Annotated in this window: 21 protein-coding genes; all 21 read left to right on the top strand. The window is 55.5% G+C overall.

The genetic code is table 11. The annotated features are described in order from the left end of the window. Nucleotides 1–29: 29 nt before the first annotated feature. The 21 genes from polX (at nt 30) to NST29_RS04855 (ending at nt 22,020) form a co-directional block, all read left to right on the top strand. Nucleotides 30–1,754 (top strand): DNA polymerase/3'-5' exonuclease PolX, encoded by a 1,725-nt coding sequence (polX, locus tag NST29_RS04755; protein ID WP_033020356.1) that lies wholly within the window; start codon nt 30–32, stop codon nt 1,752–1,754. Nucleotides 1,755–1,774: 20 nt separating this feature from the next. After that, the gene (locus NST29_RS04760) at nt 1,775–4,129 is read left to right on the top strand and encodes an endonuclease MutS2 (RefSeq protein WP_324698026.1); all 2,355 of its coding nucleotides are present in this window, start codon (nt 1,775–1,777) and stop codon (nt 4,127–4,129) included. A 14-nt stretch (nt 4,130–4,143) separates the two neighbouring features. Continuing rightward, a complete protein-coding gene (locus tag NST29_RS04765; RefSeq protein WP_033020369.1) occupies nt 4,144–4,551 on the top strand; it encodes a DUF350 domain-containing protein in 408 nt (135 codons plus the stop codon). 14 nt (nt 4,552–4,565) lie between these two features. Further along, nucleotides 4,566–4,730: a hypothetical protein gene (locus NST29_RS04770; protein WP_165570931.1), complete on the top strand. Its 165-nt coding sequence runs from the start codon at nt 4,566–4,568 to the stop codon at nt 4,728–4,730. A 232-nt stretch (nt 4,731–4,962) separates the two neighbouring features. Beyond that, a complete protein-coding gene (locus NST29_RS04775; protein ID WP_033020350.1) occupies nt 4,963–6,663 on the top strand; it encodes a long-chain-fatty-acid--CoA ligase in 1,701 nt (566 codons plus the stop codon). 60 nt (nt 6,664–6,723) lie between these two features. Beyond that, the gene (locus tag NST29_RS04780) at nt 6,724–7,311 is read left to right on the top strand and encodes a TetR/AcrR family transcriptional regulator (protein WP_033020348.1); all 588 of its coding nucleotides are present in this window, start codon (nt 6,724–6,726) and stop codon (nt 7,309–7,311) included. A gap of 27 nt (nt 7,312–7,338) precedes the next feature. Continuing rightward, entirely contained in the window at nt 7,339–8,112 is a 774-nt protein-coding gene (locus NST29_RS04785) for an enoyl-CoA hydratase (RefSeq protein ID WP_033020347.1), read from the top strand. Between the two features lie 66 nt (nt 8,113–8,178). After that, complete coding sequence (locus NST29_RS04790) at nt 8,179–8,955, top strand: electron transfer flavoprotein subunit beta/FixA family protein (protein WP_033020346.1); 777 nt, start codon at nt 8,179–8,181, stop codon at nt 8,953–8,955. Nucleotides 8,956–9,141: 186 nt separating this feature from the next. Continuing rightward, a complete protein-coding gene (locus tag NST29_RS04795; protein WP_033020344.1) occupies nt 9,142–10,119 on the top strand; it encodes an electron transfer flavoprotein subunit alpha/FixB family protein in 978 nt (325 codons plus the stop codon). A 151-nt stretch (nt 10,120–10,270) separates the two neighbouring features. Beyond that, on the top strand, nt 10,271–10,588 hold the full coding sequence (trxA, locus tag NST29_RS04800; RefSeq protein WP_033020343.1) for a thioredoxin: 318 nt from the start codon (nt 10,271–10,273) through the stop codon (nt 10,586–10,588). A gap of 224 nt (nt 10,589–10,812) precedes the next feature. Continuing rightward, a complete protein-coding gene (locus tag NST29_RS04805) occupies nt 10,813–11,808 on the top strand; it encodes a sulfonate ABC transporter substrate-binding protein (protein WP_033844267.1) in 996 nt (331 codons plus the stop codon). A 141-nt stretch (nt 11,809–11,949) separates the two neighbouring features. Further along, complete coding sequence (gene ssuC / locus NST29_RS04810; RefSeq protein WP_033020341.1) at nt 11,950–12,738, top strand: aliphatic sulfonate ABC transporter permease SsuC; 789 nt, start codon at nt 11,950–11,952, stop codon at nt 12,736–12,738. A gap of 33 nt (nt 12,739–12,771) precedes the next feature. Next, nucleotides 12,772–13,554 (top strand): ATP-binding cassette domain-containing protein, encoded by a 783-nt coding sequence (locus tag NST29_RS04815; protein ID WP_033020340.1) that lies wholly within the window; start codon nt 12,772–12,774, stop codon nt 13,552–13,554. A 212-nt stretch (nt 13,555–13,766) separates the two neighbouring features. Beyond that, entirely contained in the window at nt 13,767–14,309 is a 543-nt protein-coding gene (ssuE, locus tag NST29_RS04820) for an NADPH-dependent FMN reductase (protein WP_033020338.1), read from the top strand. 15 nt (nt 14,310–14,324) lie between these two features. Further along, complete coding sequence (gene ssuD, locus NST29_RS04825) at nt 14,325–15,443, top strand: FMNH2-dependent alkanesulfonate monooxygenase (RefSeq protein ID WP_033020336.1); 1,119 nt, start codon at nt 14,325–14,327, stop codon at nt 15,441–15,443. 138 nt (nt 15,444–15,581) lie between these two features. Next, a complete protein-coding gene (locus NST29_RS04830) occupies nt 15,582–16,781 on the top strand; it encodes a hypothetical protein (protein ID WP_033020335.1) in 1,200 nt (399 codons plus the stop codon). 302 nt (nt 16,782–17,083) lie between these two features. Further along, nucleotides 17,084–18,028, top strand: coding sequence for an NAD-dependent epimerase/dehydratase family protein (locus NST29_RS04835; RefSeq protein WP_033020334.1), 945 nt, complete (start codon nt 17,084–17,086; stop codon nt 18,026–18,028). Then, complete coding sequence (locus NST29_RS04840) at nt 18,018–18,950, top strand: lysylphosphatidylglycerol synthase transmembrane domain-containing protein (protein WP_033020333.1); 933 nt, start codon at nt 18,018–18,020, stop codon at nt 18,948–18,950. Before NST29_RS04835 ends, NST29_RS04840 begins: the two co-directional genes overlap by 11 nt. Then, nucleotides 18,947–20,446 (top strand): ectonucleotide pyrophosphatase/phosphodiesterase, encoded by a 1,500-nt coding sequence (locus NST29_RS04845; RefSeq protein ID WP_033020332.1) that lies wholly within the window; start codon nt 18,947–18,949, stop codon nt 20,444–20,446. Before NST29_RS04840 ends, NST29_RS04845 begins: the two co-directional genes overlap by 4 nt. Beyond that, on the top strand, nt 20,403–21,164 hold the full coding sequence (locus NST29_RS04850; protein ID WP_033020331.1) for a glycosyltransferase family 2 protein: 762 nt from the start codon (nt 20,403–20,405) through the stop codon (nt 21,162–21,164). Before NST29_RS04845 ends, NST29_RS04850 begins: the two co-directional genes overlap by 44 nt. Nucleotides 21,165–21,258: 94 nt before the next feature. Further along, nucleotides 21,259–22,020, top strand: coding sequence for a hypothetical protein (locus tag NST29_RS04855; protein WP_033020330.1), 762 nt, complete (start codon nt 21,259–21,261; stop codon nt 22,018–22,020). The last annotated feature ends 23 nt before the right edge of the window (nt 22,021–22,043 follow it).

The following is a 22,043-nucleotide window of genomic DNA, read 5'->3' on the forward strand; positions in this document are numbered from 1 at the left end:
GCGGTGTTTTGGGAAAGGGAGGGACGGGGATGAGCGTCCATAAAAAAGAGGTCATCCGCTTGCTTGAGACGATTGCGTTGTATATGGAGATTAAAGGGGAAAACCCGTTTAAGGTGACGGCGTTTCGCAAAGCGGCGAACGCCTTGGAAACGGACGAGCGAAGCCTGACGGAAATCGACGATTTCACCGTCATTCCCGGCATCGGCAAAAGCACGGCGGCGATCATCACCGAGTTTGTCGAAACCGGTTCATCGTCGGTGCTCGAAGAATTGAAGCGCGACATTCCGGAAACGCTGCTCGCCTTGCTTACAATCCCGGGGCTTGGCGGTAAAAAAATCGCCAAGCTGCATCAAGAGCTGGGCATTGTCGATATGGACGGATTGAAGGAAGCGTGCCTCGCGGGAAAAGTGCGGGCGCTTCCTGGTTTCGGCGCGAAAACAGAGGAAAAGCTGCTGATGGCCATCGAAGAGGCGGGCAAGCGCCCCGAGCGGCTGCCGCTGGCCCGGGTGTTGCCGATTTCGGCCGATATCGAGCGCCGGCTTGCCGAAATGGATGGGGTGATCCGTTTTTCACGGGCCGGCAGTTTGCGGCGCTGGAACGAAACGGTGAAAGATTTGGACTATGTCATTGCCACCGCCCGCCCAATGGAGGTGCGCGAGGCGCTGCTTCGGCTGCCGCACATCCGCGAGGTGATCGCCGCTGGGGAGACGAAAGTGTCGCTTCTGTTTCGGTATGAGGATGAGATCGCCGCGGACTTTCGGCTGGTCAGCGAAGCGCAATTTGCGACCGCGCTTCACCATTTCACTGGATCGAAGGACCATAATGTGCGGATGCGCCAGCTCGCCAAAGAACGCGGGGAAAAAATCAGCGAATACGGCGTCGAAGACCAAGCGACAGGCAAGGTGAAAACGTTCCCGAGTGAAGCGGCGTTTTACGCCCATTTCGGGCTGCCGTATATTCCGCCTGAACTGCGTGAAGACGGCACGGAGGTGGAGCGGTTTTTGGCTGATTGGCCGCTTGTGCGCCTGGAAGACATGCAAGGCGATTTGCATATGCATTCGGCATGGAGCGACGGGGCGTGTTCGCTCGAGGAGTTGGCCGAGGCGTGCCGTCGCCGCGGCTACCGGTATATCGCCATTACCGACCATTCGCGCTATTTGAAAGTCGCCAACGGTTTGACGCCGGAGCGGCTGCGGCGCCAGCGCGAGGAAATTGAGCGGCTGAACGCGCGTTATTCGGATTTGACGATTTTGGCCGGCGTCGAAATGGATATTTTGCCGGATGGAACGCTCGATTATGATGATGATGTGCTCGAGGAGCTTGATTTTGTCATCGCCGCCATTCATTCCGGGTTCAAACAGCCGCGCGAGACGATCATGAAGCGGTTGGAAGCGGCGCTTTTCCACCCGTATGTCGATGTCATCGCTCACCCGACCGGCAGGCTGATCGGCCAGCGCGCCGGCTATGATGTCGATATCGAGCGGCTGATCGAGCTGGCGGCGGAGACAAAGACGATCCTTGAGCTGAACGCCAATCCAAACCGGCTTGATTTGTCGGCGGATTACGTGAAAAAAGCGGAGGAAGCAGGGGCGTACATCGCCATCAACACGGACGCCCACCATTTGGACATGCTTGACGATATGGCGGTCGGGGTGGCCGCGGCCCGGAAAGGCTGGATCAAGAAAGACACGGTCGTCAACACATGGCCGCTTGAGAAGCTGCAACAGTTTTTGCGCGGCAAACGAAAGAAATGAATCAGCTGGGGGTTAGATACGTGCAACAAAAAGTGCTTCACACCCTAGAATTCGATAAAGTGAAAGCGCAGTTGGCCGAGCATGCGTCCTCGCCGCTCGGTTTGGAAAAAATCGATGCGCTCATACCGTCATCTGACTGGAAGGAAGTGTCCGCTTGGCTCGAGGAAACGGATGAAGCCGCGGCGGTCTTGCGGCTGGCCGGCTATGCGCCGCTCGACGGGGTGGTCGACGTTCGTCCGCATTTGAAGCGGGCGGCGATCGGCGGCACGCTCAGCCCACAAGAGCTGCTGGAAGTAGCGGCGACAGCGGCCGCAAGCCGGCAAATGAAGCGGCTGATCACCGATCTGCAAGAGGAGCACGGCGGCCTGGAGCGCCTGGCTTCGTATGCCGCTGAGCTTGCCGAGGCGTCGGAACTCGAGCATGACGTTCGCCGCTCGATCGACGACCATGGCGAAGTATTGGATGCGGCGAGCGACCGCCTTCGCTCGCTGCGCGGGCAAATTCGGTCAGCGGAAGCGCGCATCCGCGAGAAACTCGAGAGCATCATCCGCTCGCCAGCGGCGCAAAAGCGGCTGTCGGACGCCATTATTACGATCCGCAACGACCGGTACGTCATCCCGGTGAAACAAGAGTATCGGAGCGCTTACGGCGGCATCGTCCATGACCAGTCGGCGTCCGGGGCGACGCTGTTTATCGAGCCGCAGGCGGTCGTCGAGTTAAACAACGCGCTGCGCGAGGCGCGGATGAAAGAAAAGCAGGAAATCGAGCGCATTTTGCGCGAACTTTCGGCCAAAGTCGCCGCACAGGCCGAGCCGCTTGCGCGGGCGGTCGAAGCGCTCGCGGCGCTTGATTTTGCGTTCGCCAAGGTGAAGTACGCCCGCCGGATTCAGGCGACCAAACCAGCCGTCAACAACCGCGGCTACCTTCGCTTTTTGCAGGCGCGCCATCCGCTGCTTGATCAAGAGAAGGCGGTGCCGAATGACATTGAGCTGGGCGGCGATTATACGACGATCGTCATCACCGGACCGAACACCGGCGGGAAAACGGTGACGTTAAAAACGATCGGCTTGTTGACAGTCATGGCGCAAGCGGGGCTGTTCATCCCGGCGGCCGACGGATCGGAAGCGGCGGTGTTCCGTTCGGTTTTCGCTGATATTGGCGATGAGCAGTCGATTGAACAAAGCTTGAGTACGTTCTCGTCCCATATGGTCAATATTGTCGACATTTTGCGCCATGTCGATGGCGAAAGCCTCGTGTTGTTTGACGAGCTTGGGGCCGGCACCGACCCGCAGGAAGGAGCGGCGCTGGCGATCGCCATTTTGGATGAAGTGCACGGCCGCGGGGCGCGGACGGTGGCGACGACGCATTATCCCGAGCTGAAAGCGTACGGCTACAACCGCGCGGGCGTGGTCAACGCGAGCGTCGAATTTGACACCGAAACGCTCCGCCCGACGTATAAACTGTTGATCGGCATTCCCGGACGCAGCAACGCCTTTGACATTTCACGCCGCTTAGGGTTGGATGAGCGGGTGATCGAGCGGGCGAAAGCGCAAGTGAGCGCGGAAAGCCATAGCGTGGAAAACATGATCGCCTCGCTGGAGAAAAGCAAAAAGCAAGCCGAGGAAGACGAAGCGCGGGCGCTCGCGGCGCTTGAGGAAGCCGAGCGGATGCGCGCTGAGTGGGAGCAAACGCTCGCGGCGCTGGAAGAGGAAAAAGAAGAGCGGCTTGCGGAAGCGGCAAAGCAGGCAACTGACATTATCCGCGCCGCCGAGCGCGAGGCCGAGCGGATCATCCACGAACTGCGCCGTTTGCAAAAAGAAAAGCGGGCGGAAGTAAACGAGCAGGAGCTCGCCGCGGCGAAACAGCGGCTCGCTGCTGCGGTGCCAAAAGCAAAGAAGCGGAACACGGCGAAAAAGGCCGTCTCACGCCATGTGTTCCAGCCGGGCGATGAAGTGAGAGTCACGAGCCTCAACCAAAAAGGGTATTTGATCGAAAAAGTGTCGGACGACGAATGGCAAGTGCAGCTTGGCATTTTGAAAATGAAAATTCATGAGCGCGATTTGGAGTATATCGGCAGCGCGCCGGCGAACGAAGTGACACCGATCGCGACGGTGAAAGGCAAGGACGCCCATGTGAGCCTCGAGCTGGACTTGCGCGGCGAACGGTACGAAGACGCACTCATTCGGCTTGAGAAATACTTGGATGATGCCGTGCTCGCCGGCTACCCGCGCGTGTCGATCATCCACGGCAAAGGGACGGGCGCTCTCCGGCAAGGAGTGCAGCAGTTTTTAAAACAACACCGAGCGGTGAAACGCTTCCGGTTCGGAGAGGCGAATGAAGGCGGCACCGGGGTGACGATCGTGGAACTGAAATGATGGGGGCGATGGCAATGGCGTCGTTTTGGGAGCACGACATGGTGAAAACGGCGGCCAATTTCAGCGTCGCCGTGTTGTGCCTCGTCATCTTTTTAGCGGTGTTTGAATTGGTCACGAAATATAAAAATTGGGAAGAAATCCGCAAAGGCAATGTGGCGGTGGCGATGGCGACGGGCGGAAAAATCTTTGGCATCGCCAACATTTTTCGCTATGCCCTTGAGCGCCATGAATCGCTGTTGTCGATGATCGGCTGGGGAATGTATGGGTTTTTGCTTTTGCTGGCTGCGTATTTTATTTACGAGTTTTTGACGCCAAAGTTTAACATCGATGAGGAGATCGCCAACGACAATCGGGCGGTCGGCCTGATTTCGATGGTCATTTCGATCGGATTGTCGTTTGTGATCGGCGAAGGCATTCAGTAAAGGGGAACGACGCGATGGAGCAAGTCGTGAAAGGATTGTTGATTGCGGTCGGGCTGCTGCTGGTCGCCGGCATTGTGTATATGGCGGTCCGCAACCGCTCGGTCGATGTGTTGGCGAAAATATTGTTTGTCGTTTGCGCTTGTTTTTTGCTGATGGGGTTGGCGTATTGGTTTTGGTGACACCGGATTTGATTCCGGTGTTCTTTTTTTGGCTCTTCACCAAAAGTTGTACTTGATTTTTTTAGCACCTCCCTTGCTGATGCATCCAAGAAAGACGAGGAAACCAATCATGTTTTGCAGACACTTGTGCAGAGAAGTGTATCGTCTGTTAAGTCCAAGTTGTGGTGATGAGTCTCTTTTTTGATGAAAAATTACGAATCGAACGATAAAATAGAAATAAGGGGGGATGAGGATGGAAAAACGATGGCTTGCGCATTACCCACCGGAAATTCCGCACACATTGGAATATCCGGCGAAAACGCTTCCGGATTCTTTGCGCGAGACCGCAGAACAGTTTGGTGATGGGGTGGCGATTGATTTTTTAGGAAAGACGATAACGTTCCGCGAATTATGGAAACGCGTTCAAGCGTTTGCCCGTTCGCTGCAGGCGCTCGGAGTGAAAAAAGGAGACCGCGTCGCCATCATGTTACCGAACTGCCCGCAGGCGGTCATCAGCTACTACGGAGCGCTCTTGGCGGGGGGCATCGTCGTGCAGACGAATCCGCTTTACACTGAACACGAGCTCGAGTACCAGCTGAACGACAGCGGCGCGTCTGTGCTCGTGACGCTCGACTTGCTTTACCCAAAGGCGGAAGCGCTGCGAGGGAAAACGCCGGTGAAACACTGGGTCGTCACGAGAATGCAAGACTATTTGCCGACGGTCAAAAAATGGCTGTATCCGCTCGTGCAACGGAAACAGAAGATGCCGTCCGTTCAGATTGAGGAGAACGATGCGGTTCATTGGTTCCGTTCGCTTGTCGGGCAGAACGAGGGAGCGCCGCTTCCAGTCGCCATCGATCCTCAGGAAGACATCGCTTTGTTGCAATACACCGGGGGAACGACGGGACGTCCGAAAGCGGCGATGCTCACACATCGCAACTTGATTGCCAATACGTTGATGTGCGCCCATTGGGTGTACAAATGTGAAAAAGGAAAAGAGACCGTGCTTGGCGTGCTGCCGTTTTTCCACGTATACGGCATGACGACGATCATGAATTTGTCCGTGATGATGGCAAGCAAAATGGTGCTGCTCCCGCGCTTTGATGTGAAACAAACGCTGAAAACGATCGAGCGCACTCGGCCGACGATGTTTCCAGGTGCGCCGACGATGTATATCGCGCTGCTGAATGATCCGGATTTGCCGAAGTATGACTTGTCTTCCATCAATGTGTGCATCAGCGGCTCGGCCCCATTGCCGGTCGAGGTGCAGGAGCAGTTCGAGCGGGCGACCGGCGGGAAGCTTATTGAAGGCTACGGTCTCACAGAAGCGTCCCCTGTCACTCATGGCAATTTTGTCTGGGACGGGGAGCGGGTGAAAGGAAGTATCGGCGTTCCTTGGCCGGATACCGAAGCGAAAATCATTTCCTTGGAAACGGGCGAGGAAGTGCCGCCGGGAGAGATTGGCGAGCTGGTCGTGCGCGGGCCGCAAGTGATGAAAGGTTATTGGAATCAGCCGGAAGAAACCGCGCAAGTGCTGCGCGATGGATGGCTGTATACGGGCGACATCGGCTATATGGATGAGCGCGGTTATTTTTACATCGTGGACCGGAAAAAAGACATCATCATCGCAAGCGGTTACAACATTTACCCGCGCGAAGTCGAAGAGGCGCTGTATCAACATCCGAAAGTGCAGGAAGCGGCGGTGATCGGCGTGCCTGATCCGTACCGGGGCGAGACAGTGAAAGCGTTTGTCGTCTTCAAAGCCGGGGAGACGTGCAGCGAACAAGAACTTGATGCGTTTATGCGCGCGCGGCTCGCCGCTTACAAAGTGCCGCGTTTGTATGAGTTTCGCAGCGAGCTGCCGAAAACAGCGGTCGGAAAAATTTTGCGCCGGACGCTCGTGGAAGAAGAGAAAAAGAAGCTTGACAAATCGTCAGAACGATCCGTAAAATAAAAACATGAATGATGATTCATTCACTCGATGATTGGCGATCAAGAAAAGGAGAATCTAAGGTTGCGCAGAGAAAAACCGAAATTTAAGCAAATCATTGATGCGGCCGTCGTCGTCATCGCCGAGCACGGCTACCATCAGGCGCAAGTGTCAAAAATCGCCAAGCAGGCCGGTGTCGCCGACGGCACGATCTATTTGTATTTCAAAAACAAAGAAGATATTTTAATCTCGTTATTCGAGGAAAAAATGGGCTCGTTTATTGAGAAAATTGAACAAGAGACAGAAGGAATTTCAAGCTCATTGGAGAAATTGTACGTATTGGTAAAAACCCATTTTTCGGTTTTTGCCGCCGATCCGCACATGGCGGTCGTAACGCAGCTTGAGCTGCGGCAGTCAAACAAAGAGCTGCGCCATCGCATCAACGAGGTGCTGAAAGGCTATTTGCGGCTCATTGATCGAATCATCGTCGAAGGAATGGAAAAAGGGGAATTTCGCCGCGACTTGGACGTCCGTCTCACTCGGCAAATGATTTTCGGCACCCTTGACGAGACGGTGACGACGTGGGTGATGAACGAACAAAAATACGATTTGGCGGCGCTCGCCGACCCGGTATATGAGCTGCTCATCAAAGGGTGCGCTGCCGGGCGCTGACGGAGACGCAGAAAGGGGAGAGGTTTTATGGACTCATTTCGTCTGACGAAAGAGGGGTTCGTTGCGGTCGTGACGTTTTCGCGTCCGCCGGCGAATGCCCTTTCATCCGCTGTCTTGAAAGAGTTTTCATCCTTGCTCGATGAACTTGAGATCGACCAAGAGGTCAGGGTCGTCCTGCTGCACGGCGAGGGGCGGTTTTTCTCGGCTGGCGCCGACATTAAAGAGTTTACGGCGATCGCTTCCGCCGAGCAGGCGTCGGCGTTGTCGCGCGACGGCCAGCTGGTGATGGAGCGGATCGAACGTTTCCCGAAACCGGTGATCGCGGCGATTCATGGGGCGGCGTTAGGCGGGGGACTGGAGCTGGCGATGAGCTGCCATATTCGCCTTGTCGCCGAAAACGCCAAGCTCGGTTTGCCGGAGCTGCAGCTCGGACTCATTCCTGGGTTTGCCGGCACACAGCGGCTCGTGCGCTTCGTTGGCTTCGGCAAGGCGGCGGAAATGATGTGGACGAGCGAGCCGATCACCGGGAGCGAAGCGGTCGAATGGGGGCTGGCCAACAAGGCGGTGCCGGAAGAGCGGCTTCTTGACGAGGCAAAAGCGTTGGCGAAAAAGATCGCCGAAAAAAGCCCGATTTCCGTCCGCGCGGTCATTGAATTGCTCAACGCCGCGAAGGAAAAGCCGTTCGCTGAAGCGGTGCGCGACGAGGCGGAATGGTTTGGCCGCGTGTTTGTATCCGAGGATGCGAAAGAAGGCGTGCAGGCGTTTTTGGAAAAACGTCCGCCCGTCTTTCAAGGTAAATAATCGCCATCGATGTCTGAATGTTGGCAACTGAAACAATGTTGGATCAAACTGAGGAGGGAAAACGACATGAACATTTTTGTCCTCATGAAACGCACCTTTGACACAGAGGAAAAAATCTCGATCGCTAACGGCAAGATCAATGAGGAAGGCGCTGAGTTCATCATCAACCCGTACGATGAGTACGCCATCGAAGAGGCCATTCAAGTGCGCGACCAACACGGCGGAGAAGTAACCGTTGTCACGGTCGGCAATGAAGAGGCGGAAAAAGAGCTGCGCACGGCGCTCGCCATGGGCTGCGATAAAGCGGTGCTCATCAACATTGACGATGATGTGGAGGAACAAGACCAACACACGGTCGCGAAAGTGCTTGCCGAATATTTGAAGGACAAAAACCCCGACCTTATTTTGGCCGGCAACGTCGCCATTGACGGCGGTTCGGGGCAAGTCGGGCCGCGCGTCGCGGAATTGCTCGGCATTCCGTATGTAACGACGATCACAAAGCTGGAGATTGCCGACGGCGGCAAAGTGACCGTTGTGCGTGATGTCGAAGGGGATGAGGAAATCATCGAAACGTCGCTGCCGCTCCTTGTCACGGCGCAACAAGGGCTGAACGAACCGCGCTATCCGTCGCTGCCGGGGATTATGAAGGCAAAGAAAAAACCGCTTGACGAGCTGGAGCTTGACGATTTGGATCTTGACGAAGACGACGTCGAAGCGAAAACGAAGACGATCGAAGTGTTCTTGCCGCCGAAGCGCGAGGCAGGGAAAATTTTGCAAGGTGAGCTAGCCGACCAAGTAAAAGAGCTTGTCCACTTGCTTCGTTCCGAAGCAAAAGTCGTGTAAGAACGGCCGAATGGTTCCTAGCGGCGAAGCGCGAGGCAAGGAACAATTTGGCTAGGCGCAATCGCCGATCAAGGGAAGGAACTCGTTCAGCTGCTCCGTTCTGAAGCGAAAGCGGTATAAGCGAGAACTGCTGCCGGCGTTTGGCTGAAAAACAACGGGGAATCAAAGAATAGGGGGACTGAAAGAATGGCACGCAAAGTGTTGACATTGGCGGAAGTACGCGACGGATCGCTGCGGAACGTTTCGTTTGAAGCGATCGCAGCAGCCAAAACGATCGCTGAAGGTGGGGAAGTCGTCTCGGTGCTCGTCGGCGATCAAGTCGCAGCGCATGCGAACGAACTCATTTACCGCGGTGCGGATCGCGTCGTTGTCGTTGAACATCCGAATTTGACATTTTATACATCCGACGGGTATTCGCAGGCAGTAAAAGCCGTGATTGACAAAGAACAGCCGGAAGGCATCGTCTTCGGCCATACGGCGCTCGGCAAAGACTTATCGCCGAAATTGGCCATCAAGCTCGACGCCGGCCTCGTTTCCGACGTCATTGCGGTCGAAGAAGCGGGCGGCAACATTGTCTTTACGCGCCCGATCTACTCCGGCAAAGCGTTTGAAAAGAAAATCGTCACAAGCGGCATCCTTTTTGCGACGGTGCGCCCGAACAACATCGCGCCGCTCGAGCGCGATGAGTCGCGCACAGGCAGCGTGGAAACGCTCGCCGTGGAGATTAAAGACTTACGCGCGATCATCAAAGAAGTCGTCCGCAAAACGGCCGAAGGCGTCGACTTGACGGAAGCGAAAGTGATCGTCGCCGGCGGCCGCGGGGTGAAAAGCGCCGAAGGCTTCCAGCCGCTCAAAGAGCTGGCCGAAGTGCTGGGCGGCGCGGTTGGCGCATCGCGCGGGGCGTGCGATGCCGGCTATTGCGACTATTCGCTGCAGATCGGGCAAACGGGGAAAGTCGTCACGCCGGATCTGTACATCGCTTGCGGCATTTCCGGAGCCATCCAACACTTGGCGGGCATGTCGAACTCAAAAGTGATCGTGGCGATTAACAAAGACCCGGAAGCGAACATTTTCAAAGTCGCCGATTACGGCATTGTCGGCGATTTGTTCGAAGTCGTTCCGCTTCTCACGGAAGAATTCAAAAAACTGAAAGTGCATTCGTAATCGCTGAAACGGGCGGCGTGCGCCGCCCGTTTTTCTTGGATAAATTCCGGTGCGGAGCGAATATTAGAAACGAAAGCAAAACATTCGCACCGCTGTCGATTTCCATGGTATACTTTGCTTGCAGCATTTTCGAACAGGGAGGGAAATCCGCATGGCCATTGTCAATGCGACAGATCAAACGTTCGCCGCGGAAACGAAAGACGGCGTCACGCTCGTCGACTTCTGGGCGCCATGGTGCGGTCCGTGCCGCATGATCGCCCCGGTGCTTGAGGAACTCGACCAAGAAATGGGCGACAAAGTGAAAATCGTCAAAGTGAATGTCGACGAAAATCAAGAAACGGCCGCAAAATTCGGCGTCATGAGCATTCCGACGCTGCTTGTGTTCAAAAACGGCGAGCTCGTCGATAAAGCGATCGGCTATCAACCGAAAGAGGCATTAGCAGAGCTTGTTGGTAAATATGTATCATGACCGAGAAACAGGAAAATCCAGAGGGGAAGAAACCTCTGGATTTTTTCTTTTTTCAGAAAAAAATGATTGACAGACGGGGATGATTTTTTTATAGTAATAACCAATAAATCCTATTGGATATGTAGGTTTTTATTGGTATTATCCGTAGTTTTCGCATCGATTTAGTTTGTTTAGGAGGTGAGAATCGTTTACGAAATTACGAAATCTAGAAACGAGGGGGAACGATGATGAACAAATGGAAAATGGGGAAATGGCTCGTGCCCATGGCGGTTTTGTTAGGGATGGTCTCGGGATGCGGAGGACATAGCGAATCCGCCAATGCCCAGAAACCATCTCCCACCAAGAAGGAGGAGGGAGAAGTCATCCGCATCGGCTATCAAAAATACGGCACGCTCAATATGTTGAAAGCGCGCGGCGACTTGGAACAACGATTAAAACAGCTCGGTTATACGGTGCAATGGTCATTATTTCCGGGCGGGCCGCAATTGTTGGAGGCGATGAATGCCGGCAGCCTTGATTTCGGCCATACCGGTGAGGCGCCACCCGTGTTCGCCCAAGCGGCTGGGACGCCGTTGCTGTATGTGGCAACGACTCCGCCGAGCCCAAAGGCGGAAGCGATTTTGGTTCGGCGTGATTCCTCGATTCGGACGGTGGCCGATTTGAAAGGGAAAAAAGTGGCGTTAAACAAAGGGTCGAACGTCCATTATCTGCTTGTCCAGGCGCTCAGCAAGGCTGGATTGACGCTTTCTGACATTCGTCCCGTTTATTTGCCGCCCGCCGATGCCCGTGCCGCCTTTGAGCAAGGAAGCGTTGACGCTTGGGTGATTTGGGATCCGTTTTATGCCGCCGCTGAACAAACAGGGAAGGTTCGCGTGCTCGCTGACGGCCAAGGGTTGGTGGCGAACCGTGAGTTTTTCTTCGCTTCGCGTTCGTTTGCGCAAAAGCATGCCGATGTCGTGCATGTCATCTTAGAGGAGCTGAAGAAAGTCGGCCAGTGGGCCAACCGCGATCCGAAAGGAGTGGCAACGTTTTTGGCGCCGGAACTCGGCATTGATGAAGCGGCGCTTGAAATCGCATCCAAACGCCGCACGTATGGCTTGGAACCAATCACAAACGAGGTCATCGCCCAACAGCAAACGATTGCAGATCAATTTTACCAGCTAGGGTTGTTGCCAAAGAAAATCGACGTAAACGAAGCGGTTTGGCGTGAAGCCAAATGAAGCGGAGACGGAATGGGAAGAGAAAACGGGGGTGATTCGTGACAAAAAAGTCATCGGTCAGCTTCGTTGGCAGCGTCATCTGTCAGAACGCAGGGCGGCAGCTCGGATGAGAAACCACACTAGGAAGTCGGGGGGAACGCGATGAAATCGTCGAGATGGACAGAATGGACTTGGGGGAAGGCGGTGCCGTGGGTGTTGCCCGTTGCTCTGCTTGTGGCATGGCAAACGGCTGTAGAAACCGGTTGGTTGTCTTCGCGGGTGCTGCCGGCGCCGACCGCCGTCATGGCGGCCGCTTGGCACCTCGGGTCGAGCGGGGAGCTATGGCAGCATTTATCCATCAGTTTTGGGCGAGCGGTGGCTGGATTCGCGATCGGCGGGTCTATCGGGTTTCTTCTTGGCCTAGTCAACGGGGTGTTTCGCCCGGCGGAGCGTTTGTTGGACACATCGATCCAAATGATTCGCAATATTCCGCATTTGGCGATGATTCCGCTCGTCATTTTATGGTTTGGCATCGGTGAAGAGGCGAAAGTGTTTCTCGTCGCGCTTGGCGTTCTTTTTCCGATTTATGTCAACACGTGGCATGGCATTCGCAATGTGGATGCGGGCTTGCTGGAAATGGGGCGGGTCTATGGATTGGGGCCGTGGGCGTTGTTTTGGCGCATCTGGCTGCCGGGCGCGTTGCCAGCGATTTTGGTTGGCGTGCGTTATGCGCTCGGCATCATGTGGTTGACCTTAATCGTAGCGGAAACGATCGCTGCCGACCGCGGCATCGGGTATTTGGCCATGAATGCGCGCGAGTTTATGCAAACCGATGTCGTCGTCTTCAGTATTTTGCTTTACGCGCTGTTTGGCAAGCTCGCCGACAGCATCGCCCGTTTTTTGGAAAGCCGTTTGCTTCGCTGGAATGTGAACTATCAACATCGGCCGTAGGGTGCAAGTCTGCGAGGAAAGGGGAAGGCAAAAATGGGGGCAGGGCAAGGAGCAGAACTGGTCTTTGTTCAAGTGGCCAAGCGATTTGGGGCTCAATCGGTGTTAAGCGGCATCGATTTGACGGTGAAACGGGGGGAGTTTATCGCCATCATCGGACGAAGCGGCTGCGGTAAAAGCACGTTATTGCGCTTGGCTGCCGGCTTGGAGGAGCCCACATCGGGAATCATTCAACTCGATGGTGAGCCGCTCCAAGGAATCAATACGAAAGCCCGGGTCATGTTTCAAGATGCTCGTCTGTTGCCATGGCGGCGCGTCATCGACAACGTCGGTCTCGGTTTGAAAGGGAATTGGCGGGAACAGGCGGCCAAGGCGCTTGAACAAGTCGGGTTAGCAGAGCGCGCCAACGAGTGGCCGTCGGTGCTGTCCGGCGGCCAACGGCAACGGGTGGCGCTCGCCCGTGCGCTGATCAGTCAGCCGCAAGTATTGTTGCTCGATGAACCGCTTGGTGCGCTCGATGCCTTGACGAGAATTGACATGCAACGGCTGATCGAGCGGCTATGGCAGGAACAACATTTCACCGCTTTGTTGGTCACGCACGATGTCGATGAAGCAGTGATGTTGGCGGACCGCGTGGTGCTGATTGAAAACGGAACGTGCGCGTTTGATTGGCCGGTGCGCCTGCCGCGGCCGCGGCAGCGCGGCGATGCGGCGTTTGCGGATTTGGTGGAGGCGATTTTGCGCCGCATTTTGGGTCCTGAATCCGAACGGGGCGCGATCGCTGCCAGTTCGTTCGGTGAAAAAAGGAGGGCGTTATAGATGAAAAAGCGGCCGATCAATTTTAGAAAGCCGGATTGGTTTCGAAACGAGTCAATGTAAACGAGGCGGTTGTGGTTGTCAAGGAAGAGCGAAGACAAAATGACGCATGCATTCATCGATCCAAGCCGTTTCATGGACCAAAGTTAGGGGCTTGAACGATGAGCGGGAAACGTCCTGCTCAGACAATGAGGAAAAAGAATGGGGGAAGGCCAATGACAACGGTGACCATCCTTTCGGGAAGCCCATCACGTGTTTCCAAAACGAACCGGGTAGCGGAATGGGTGAAAGAGCAGCTGCAACGGCTTGGTCACACCGTGTATCTCGTTCGTTTGCGCGATCTGCCTGCTGAAGATTTGCTGTATGCGAACGACTCAAGTGAGCCGATCGCCCAAACCCATGAGTGGATCCGGCAGTCGAAAGCGATCATTGTGTTAAGCCCTGTGTATAAAGGGAGTTATACTGGCATTTTAAAAGCATATTTGGATTTGCTGCCGGAAAAAGCGTTGAAAGAAAAACTCGTCGTGCCGATTGTCACCGGAGGAACCATTGCTCATTTGTTGGCGCTCGAATATGCGCTTAAACCGATTTTCTCCATTTTGGGAGCGCGAACCATTTTGCATGGCGTCTTTATTTTAGATTGGACGTTGGGTCATGATGATGAAGGTCGGATCGTGCTTTCCGATGACTTGCTATCGCGCATGCAGGAAGTGATTCAGGCGGTTTCTCAATTGAACGAAGATCGAGCCGTTTCATAAAGGAGGCGATTTACGATGGAATTGCTTTGGTTTATTCCTTCTCACGGGGATGGGCGGTATTTAGGGACGACAAAAGGGGGCCGTTCTCCGGAATACAGCTACTTTAAACAAGTGGCTCAAGCGGCTGACCGCTTAGGATATACGGGGGTGCTCATTCCGACCGGCAAATCGTGCGAAGATCCGTGGCTGCTTGCTTCGGCATTGGCGGCCGAAACGGAACGATTGCGCTTTCTTGTCGCTGTTCGTCCCGGACTGATGACGCCGACGTTGGCGGCCCGCATGACGTCGACGTTGGATCGCCTTTCGAACGGGCGGCTCCTCGTCAACGTGGTCGCCGGGGGCGATCCGGTTGAACTGGCGGGCGATGGCTTGTTTTTATCCCATGATGAACGCTACGAGGCAACAGATGAGTTTTTGACTGTTTGGCGTCGATTGCTCGCGGGAGAGGAAGTGACGTTGACGGGAAAGCATGTGTCGGTCCAAGGAGCGAAGCTGTTGTTTCCAGCGGTGCAAAAACCGTATCCGCGCGTCTTTTTTGGCGGATCGTCACAGGCGGGGCAACGGGTGGCGGCCCGCCATGCGGATGTATATTTGACTTGGGGAGAGCCGCCGGAACAAGTGAAAGAGAAAATCGAACAAGTCAAAGCACTTGCCCGCCAAGCGGGAAGAGACATCGAATTTGGCATTCGCCTTCATGTAATCGTGCGCGAAACGGAAACGGAAGCATGGGAAGCGGCGGAGCGATTGATTCGCTACGTGGATGAGCGGACGATTGAAGAAGCGCAGCAGGTCTTTGCCCGCTACGATTCGGTCGGGCAGCAACGGATGCGGCAACTGCACAGCGGCAGAAAAGAAGCGTTGGAGATCAGTCCGAATCTTTGGGCGGGTATTGGACTTGTGCGCGGCGGAGCCGGCACCGCTCTTGTCGGCGATCCGGAAACCGTGGCCGCGCGCCTTCGCGAGTATGAGCAGCTGGGCATCCGCTACTTCATTTTATCCGGCTACCCGCATCTGGAAGAGGCGTATCGGGTGGCGGAGCTGTTATTCCCATTGTTGCCTGTGAATATTCCGTCTTCATCAATTCGCGGTGAGGTCGTGGGCAATGAATTTTTCCCTCATGTGATTAAAGTGTGACCGATCGAGAAAGAGAGGACCTGGGAAGAAGGGGGTCCTCTCTTTTTCAATTTATATTGACATTGAAATTCATTTTCTCTTATAATTTTGCTGCATTGATATTGATTATCATTTTTATAAACGAACGGGGGATACATCATGACATTGAAGGGGAAGTGGATGGCCGTATTCGCCGTAGCAACGTTGGCACTTGGTGCATGCGGTCAAAGTGAACAGACGGCGGGGACAGAAAAAGAAAACAAAACGGCCGCCGAGAAACAAGAAAAGCCGAACACGGAGACGAAAGCAGAGGAGGAAAACGAACAGGCGGAAGTGGATTACGCCGGTGCGTTCAGCGCAGCGTTGGCCGAGCTTGAGAAAGCGAAGCAAGGCGGGGCGGTTGACTTCGGCAAGGTGGAGAGCATCTACAAAGAAACGCTGCAGCCGCTTGTGCAAAAACGCGACGCCGAATTTGAGGATGCGGTTGACGAACATATTACCACCGCCCTAGCCGCCGGCAAGGACGGGTCGCTTGAGCCGTTGGTCGTCAAGCAAATTTTTGACAAGTTGATGCAAAAAGCGTTTTACACGACGATCAAACACGAGTTTACCGAGGCAGAGGAGCATTGGGCTGACAAAGAAGAAGTGAAAGAAGAGATCGAGGAAGCAAAAGCGTTTTATGCGATTTTGCAGCCGACCGTGGAAAAACGCGATGCGGCGTATGGAACGAAGCTCGCTGACGCCATCAACGGCGCGTTTGCGCAAATGGAGCAAGCCGTCCAAAACGATGATGCCCTCTCATTTGCCCTCGGCAAGCAAGTGGTGGACAAAACGTTGATGAAAACATTCTACTTAGCGAGCGGAGCGCTCCCGCACGGCTATGCGGCGAAGGCGGCGGCTGCGGCCAAGGAAAACGCCGAGGAAGCCAAAGTGGAACAGGCGGAAGGCTGGGCGTTTTATCAGTCCGTCTACCCGTATATGAAACGGCATGCGGCCGAGGAAGCCGATTATATTTTGAAACAGTTCGACTTGCAGACGGACGTCAAAACGCTCGACCCGAAAGCGGTAAACCACGCGTTCGTGCGCGGCTGGGCGAAAGTGGCGCTTCACGAATATGAAGAAAGCAAAGAAAATTGGGGGCAGGACAAATCGGTGATTACCGCTTTGGAAGGCGCGCTCTTTATTCACATGATCGAGCAGGATATCAAAACGCTGCTCGGCGACAAGGCGTACGCCGATTTGAACGATCAAGCGACACGCTACTTAGAAGCGGCGAAGGCGAAAAACAAGGCGGAGGCCGACAAATGGCTGCCTCCAATCGAGGCTGCGCTTCAGCAAGTGATCCAGAAAGCGAACTAAACGATCAGCAAGCTTCGGTTTTCTCCTGTTTCCCAAACGCGAACAAACTGATCGGCAAGGGTGTCCGGCGCGGCGCCCCTTTTTTTGCAGGCGTCCATCCCGGGCGAAGGCCGCGCTGGCTAAACTGCTGCTTCACCGCGCCAAAGGCGGAATGGTTTTGAGGATGGTGTCATGGCGAATGGGGAAACGCTCAAGCCAAGGTAGGAAACGGAAACATTTGGTTTTTGTCGGTTCGCCACGACGTTCCCCGGCGGTTTATGGTAAGATGCTAATGGACAATGGAAAAGGATGAGGTGAAGGTAATGAAAGTGGTGGTGACCGGGGGTGCGGGGTTTATTGGCAGCCATTTGGCCGCTCGGCTGCATGAGCAAGGTTATGAAGTGGCGGCGATCGATTGTTTTCATCCGTACTATCCTGCCGAACGGAAGGAGCGGCAGTTTCACGCGCTCACCGGCGGCCGGGTGCCGCTGGCTCGCTTCGACTTGCTTGATGGGGAAGCGACAAAGCGCTGGTTCAGCCAGTTTCGTCCCGATGTCGTCTTTCATTTGGCGGCGCTGCCGGGCGTGCCGTATTCGTTGGCGCATCCGCTCGCTTACATCGATTATGACATTAAGGCGACGGTGAACGTTTTGACGGCGGCTGGAGAGGCGGGGGCGGGCCATGTGTTGTTCGCCTCGTCGTCATCGGTGTACGGCGACCGCGGCAATGTCCCGCTCAAGGAAGAAATGGCGGACGGCCGTGTCGTCTCGCCGTATGCAGCCGCGAAATACGGGGCGGAGTCGTTTTGTCATGCGTACGCGCATTTGTACGGATACCGAATGACGATGTTCCGCTATTTTACGGTGTATGGCCCGTGGGGGCGGCCCGATATGGCGATCGGCACGTTTTTGCGCCGGTTGTTGGCAGGCGAGGAGATTGTCGTATATGGCCAAGGGACGGCGCGCGATTATACGTACATCGATGATATCGTCGCCGGCATGATCGCGGCGCTTCAGCGCGGCGGCGGACGAAGCGAAGTGTTCAACTTGGGGGCGGGGGCGCCCGTTACGATGGAGCAGCTGCTCGCTGAGCTGCGGAAGCACTTTCCCGATCTGAAAATCGTGCAGGCGCCGGAGCGGAAAGGGGATGTGAAAGCGACGTGGGCCGACATTACGAAGGCGAAGCAGGCGTTTGGCTATGAGCCCAACGTGCCGTTTGCCGAAGGGTTGGCGCGGACGGTGGCGTGGGCGCGCGAACATGAACGGTAAGCGGGCGGCCCGTTTGGCGCGCGCCATGGTTGGCGCGGCGCTCATCGCGCTGTTTGCCTGGCTGACGCATCGTTATTTTGATGGGCGCCTTTTGCTTGCTCCTCTCGCTGAACTGGCTCGCCAGCCCGTTCGCTTCGCCGCTGTGCTGCTTGTGTATGGCGCTTCGTTTTGGCTGCGGGCGTGGGCGTGGAAGCAATATGTCGGGAAGCCGCTCGCGCTGTCGGTCTATGGGCGCGCCGTGCTCCTCAGTTTGTTTGTCAATCATGTCGCCCCGGTGAAAATCGGCGATGCCGCCCGTGTCGTCGTGCTCGCCCGCCAGCCCGGCGTTTCGTTCGGCGAGGCGGTGGAATCGGTGGCGGTGATGCGGTTCCTTGATATGGCGATGCTGGGCGGATGGACGGTCATTGGGACGTATGCGTATCGCCATCACATTCCCCAGGTTCCGCTCTTGGCCGCGGCCGTTGCCGCCGCGGTCGTGCTGGCCGCGGTCGTGCTTCGCCGCCCGCTCCGCCTCGAGCGGTTATGGCGGCGCTGGCGGACGGTGTTTCAGGGCCGTCGCGGAGCGGGGATCGTCGCGGCGGTGGCAGCGAGCTGGCTGTGCGAGGCGGCGGTCATTGGCGCGGTCGCTGAGACCGTGGGCCTTTCGCTTTCCTTTTGGCAGGCGGTATGGGTCAACAGCGCGACCGTTTCCGGCCAAATCGTCCAAGTGGCTCCCGGCGGGCTCGGAACGTATGAGGCGGTAATGGCGTTTGCGCTGACGACGTTGGGGGCCTCAGGAGAACGCGCCTATGCGGCGGCCGTTGTTACCCATGCGGTGAAATTTCTATTTTCCTACGCGGCTGGGGCCGTTGTGCTCGCGTTTTGGCGGTCCGACTGGCAGGTGGTGCAGGGCGTGTGGAAAAAGGGAAGGGAGAAGCGATGAAAGAAGCATCACGATTCGAAAAAATTGCGGCGCGCTGCTGGAATTTGTTGAATGAAGGCAAGCCGTTCACGCCGATTTTCGCTGTCGGGGTGATGGTCATCAGTCATGCCGCCGACCTGATTCATGGCCATGCCTCGGCTTGGCTGCTCGGCCTGGCGGCGGCGCTGCCGCTGTTTGTTGTCTACTACGTTTACGATTATCCGCTGTTTTTGCGCAATTATTTATGGATTCCGTATATCGTCTTTCTCATCGTCTGGTCGTTTGCCGATGTGGCCTTATTGCTGCTTTCGGCCGCGCTCTATTTTTTCTTTACCGTCTTTTTTTGGGGGACGCTGTATTACCATTTGCGCATCGGCACGTCATGGTGGAATTTCACCCGCTTTTGGAAACTGGTGTTGAAAAACAGCGATTCGACGAGCGGCAACGCCCAAGAGCAGCTGCCGAAATTGTTCCTTTTGCTGTCGGTGTGGGAATATGCGGCGTCTTTGGCCGAGCGCGGTGCCGATTGGTTGTCGCTGTGCGGGCCGTTTTGGCTGTTTGCCGCTGCGGTGTGGCTGTTTTCATCGATTTTGCACCGTCATTTGTTTGACTGGCAGCCGGAGATCATTCCGACTTACACGAGCAACGTGCCGAGTCCCACCGGGCCGGTCAGTGACAAAGTGTACGTCATCGTGATTGACGGGATGCGCAAAGACCGGTTTGAAGCGGCGAACGCCCCGTTTTTGAAACGGCTGCGCGCGCAAGGAACGGAATTTGCGCAAATGGAAACCGTCTATCCGGCGCGCACCGTCGTCTGCTTCACCTCGATGCTGACGGGGACGTATCCGTTTGAGCACGGCATCCGGTCCAATATGGTATGGAAGCTTGGGGCGAAAGTGGAGACGATTTTCGATTCGCTTCGGAAAATCGGAAAAACCGGCCGCTTGCTCGGCATCGCCCATTTGGTCGATTCGTTCGGCGACGATGTCGAAACGGTGACGGCCGTCATGCCGAACGACCTAGCCGATCGTTATATTATCGAGCGGGCGAAGCGCATCGTTGAGGAACAAAATCCGGACTTGCTCGTCGTGCAATTGATCGCCACCGATCAGACCGGCCATAGCCGCGGTGTCTTGTATGATGAGTATATCGAAAAAATTGAAGAAGCGGACGCCTTGATCGCTGAGTTTGTCAGCTGGCTTGCGGAACGGGGCGAGCTCGAGCGCGCGACATTGATCGTCTGCGCCGACCATGGCCAAGCGGATGGCATCGGCGGCCACGGTCACCTCGATGAAGGGGAGCGGTATGTGCCGTTTTTTCTATACGGTCCGGCGATTGAGCGAGGAAAACGAATCGATGAGAAAAGAAGCCTCGTTTCGCTGGCGCCGACGATCGCTTATTTGCTTGGGGCGCCGTATCCGAGCCATAGCCGCGGCCCGGTGTTAATTGAGGCGATCCGAAAGGAGGAGCGCGATGAAGAAGCAGCGCGTCATCGTCTTTTTGCCGGCGCACAATGAAGAAGAAGCGATTGGCGACGTCATCCGCCGCATTCCGCGTCATTTTCACCCCGATATAGAGGTCAGCGTCTTGGTCATTGATGATGGATCGACGGACCGAACGGCCGAAGTAGCGAAAGAAGCCGGGGCCGATATCATTTGCCGCTTGCCGGAAAACCGCGGCCTCGGTGCGGCGGTGCGGCGGGGGCTTGAAGAGTGTGTCCGCCTCGGCGCCGATATCGGCGTGATGATCGACGCGGACAACGAATATCCGCCGGAACAAATCCCCGACCTGTTGGCGCCGATTGTTGCCGGCGAGGCCGATTATACGATCGGCTCGCGCTTTCTTGGCACGATTCGCGGCATGAAATGGCATCGCCGCCTCGGGAATTATTTGTTCACTTGGCTGCAGTCGCTGCTGCTCAGACAGCGGCTCTATGACGGACAGTCGGGGATGCGCGCCTTTTCGCGCCAAGCGATGGAGGAGGCGGAAATCATCCACGATTACAACTACGCCCAAGTGCTGACGCTCAACTTGGTGCGCAAAGGATTTCGTTTGCAAGAAGTGCCGATCCGCTATCAAGTGCGGACGACCGGCCGCTCGTTCATCAAGTTCACCGCCTATATGACCGCGGTCATCCCGGCCGTATGGAAGGAAATGCGCCGCCCGGTCGCCAAAGTCGCCGGCGACCGCGAGGCGCACGATCGCTCCTCGGAGCGGGCCCGGCATTGTTCGTGAGGCCGCCGTCTCCGGCGGTCGCATTTTTGATGTCCCTGTATTGACAGAAAGGATGATAATGATTATCATTAGTCTTGATGGGAGGAACGAAAAAGTGAAAAGGCCGCGTTTCTTTTTTTACATAGCAATGATAGTTATTTTCAATCTCATCCCGCTCAACGTGTTCGCTTATTCATACGGGGATCCGAACAAAGAGGCGGTCGCTGAAGCTTACAAGCAGATGAAGGAAAAGCTGAATGAGGAGCCGCCGAATTTTGCCGCGGCTAAAGAAATTTTTGAAACGGTAAAAGAAGAGATCGACATGCATATGGGGCCGGAGCCGGCCAAAGCGGTGCTTAAAGCCCTCGAAGCCAAAGACCGCCAAGCGGTGACAGAAAATATGGAAAAAATTTTAGTGCTCAATATCGCCCGCCGCTTAGACAATATTGAGAAAAACTTTGACCAGTATGATACGAGCAAGCGGCTGTTGGCGAAGGCGTTTGCCACGTATGAGGCGCTGTCGCCGATCATTCAAGGAAAAGACGCGGCGCTTGACAAACAGCTGCGCACCGAGTTTGACAACGCATTGCAGTCGCTTGGCAACCCGGGGCTGTTCGGCGTCGGCGAGAAAAAATCCGATATCAACGCTTTTAAGAAAAGCAAAGAGACGATTTTAACAACGCTGCAAAAGCAATTCGGTTTGAAAAGCTTAGAAGTTGGCCATTTTTCGGAAAGCGCCACCGAAAAACCGGATGAAGTGAAAAAAAAGGAATGGACCGATTTGTCAAACTCGAAAAACTGGGTCCCTCTTATCGTTATCGTTGCCATTATCATTGGCGCTGGTTGGATTTACGTACGACGGCGGAAACGGATTTAGTCTACATGTGAAGGGGAGACGGG

This window comes from Geobacillus sp. FSL W8-0026 (assembly GCF_037966255.1).
GTDB classification, from domain to species: domain Bacteria; phylum Bacillota; class Bacilli; order Bacillales; family Anoxybacillaceae; genus Geobacillus; species Geobacillus icigianus.

Coding starts and splice junctions, on each gene's coding strand:
- ssuD (WP_033020336.1), top strand. CDS start 14,325: ATGGAATTGCTTTGGTTTATTCCTTCTCACGGGGATGGGCGGTATTTA.
- NST29_RS04840 (WP_033020333.1), top strand. CDS start 18,018: ATGAACGGTAAGCGGGCGGCCCGTTTGGCGCGCGCCATGGTTGGCGCG.
- NST29_RS04815 (WP_033020340.1), top strand. CDS start 12,772: ATGGGGGCAGGGCAAGGAGCAGAACTGGTCTTTGTTCAAGTGGCCAAG.
- NST29_RS04795 (WP_033020344.1), top strand. CDS start 9,142: ATGGCACGCAAAGTGTTGACATTGGCGGAAGTACGCGACGGATCGCTG.
- NST29_RS04775 (WP_033020350.1), top strand. CDS start 4,963: ATGGAAAAACGATGGCTTGCGCATTACCCACCGGAAATTCCGCACACA.
- trxA (WP_033020343.1), top strand. CDS start 10,271: ATGGCCATTGTCAATGCGACAGATCAAACGTTCGCCGCGGAAACGAAA.
- NST29_RS04765 (WP_033020369.1), top strand. CDS start 4,144: ATGGCGTCGTTTTGGGAGCACGACATGGTGAAAACGGCGGCCAATTTC.
- NST29_RS04790 (WP_033020346.1), top strand. CDS start 8,179: ATGAACATTTTTGTCCTCATGAAACGCACCTTTGACACAGAGGAAAAA.
- NST29_RS04770 (WP_165570931.1), top strand. CDS start 4,566: ATGGAGCAAGTCGTGAAAGGATTGTTGATTGCGGTCGGGCTGCTGCTG.
- NST29_RS04830 (WP_033020335.1), top strand. CDS start 15,582: ATGACATTGAAGGGGAAGTGGATGGCCGTATTCGCCGTAGCAACGTTG.
- polX (WP_033020356.1), top strand. CDS start 30: ATGAGCGTCCATAAAAAAGAGGTCATCCGCTTGCTTGAGACGATTGCG.
- NST29_RS04785 (WP_033020347.1), top strand. CDS start 7,339: ATGGACTCATTTCGTCTGACGAAAGAGGGGTTCGTTGCGGTCGTGACG.
- ssuE (WP_033020338.1), top strand. CDS start 13,767: ATGACAACGGTGACCATCCTTTCGGGAAGCCCATCACGTGTTTCCAAA.
- NST29_RS04805 (WP_033844267.1), top strand. CDS start 10,813: ATGATGAACAAATGGAAAATGGGGAAATGGCTCGTGCCCATGGCGGTT.
- ssuC (WP_033020341.1), top strand. CDS start 11,950: ATGAAATCGTCGAGATGGACAGAATGGACTTGGGGGAAGGCGGTGCCG.
- NST29_RS04845 (WP_033020332.1), top strand. CDS start 18,947: ATGAAAGAAGCATCACGATTCGAAAAAATTGCGGCGCGCTGCTGGAAT.
- NST29_RS04835 (WP_033020334.1), top strand. CDS start 17,084: ATGAAAGTGGTGGTGACCGGGGGTGCGGGGTTTATTGGCAGCCATTTG.
- NST29_RS04850 (WP_033020331.1), top strand. CDS start 20,403: ATGAAGAAGCAGCGCGTCATCGTCTTTTTGCCGGCGCACAATGAAGAA.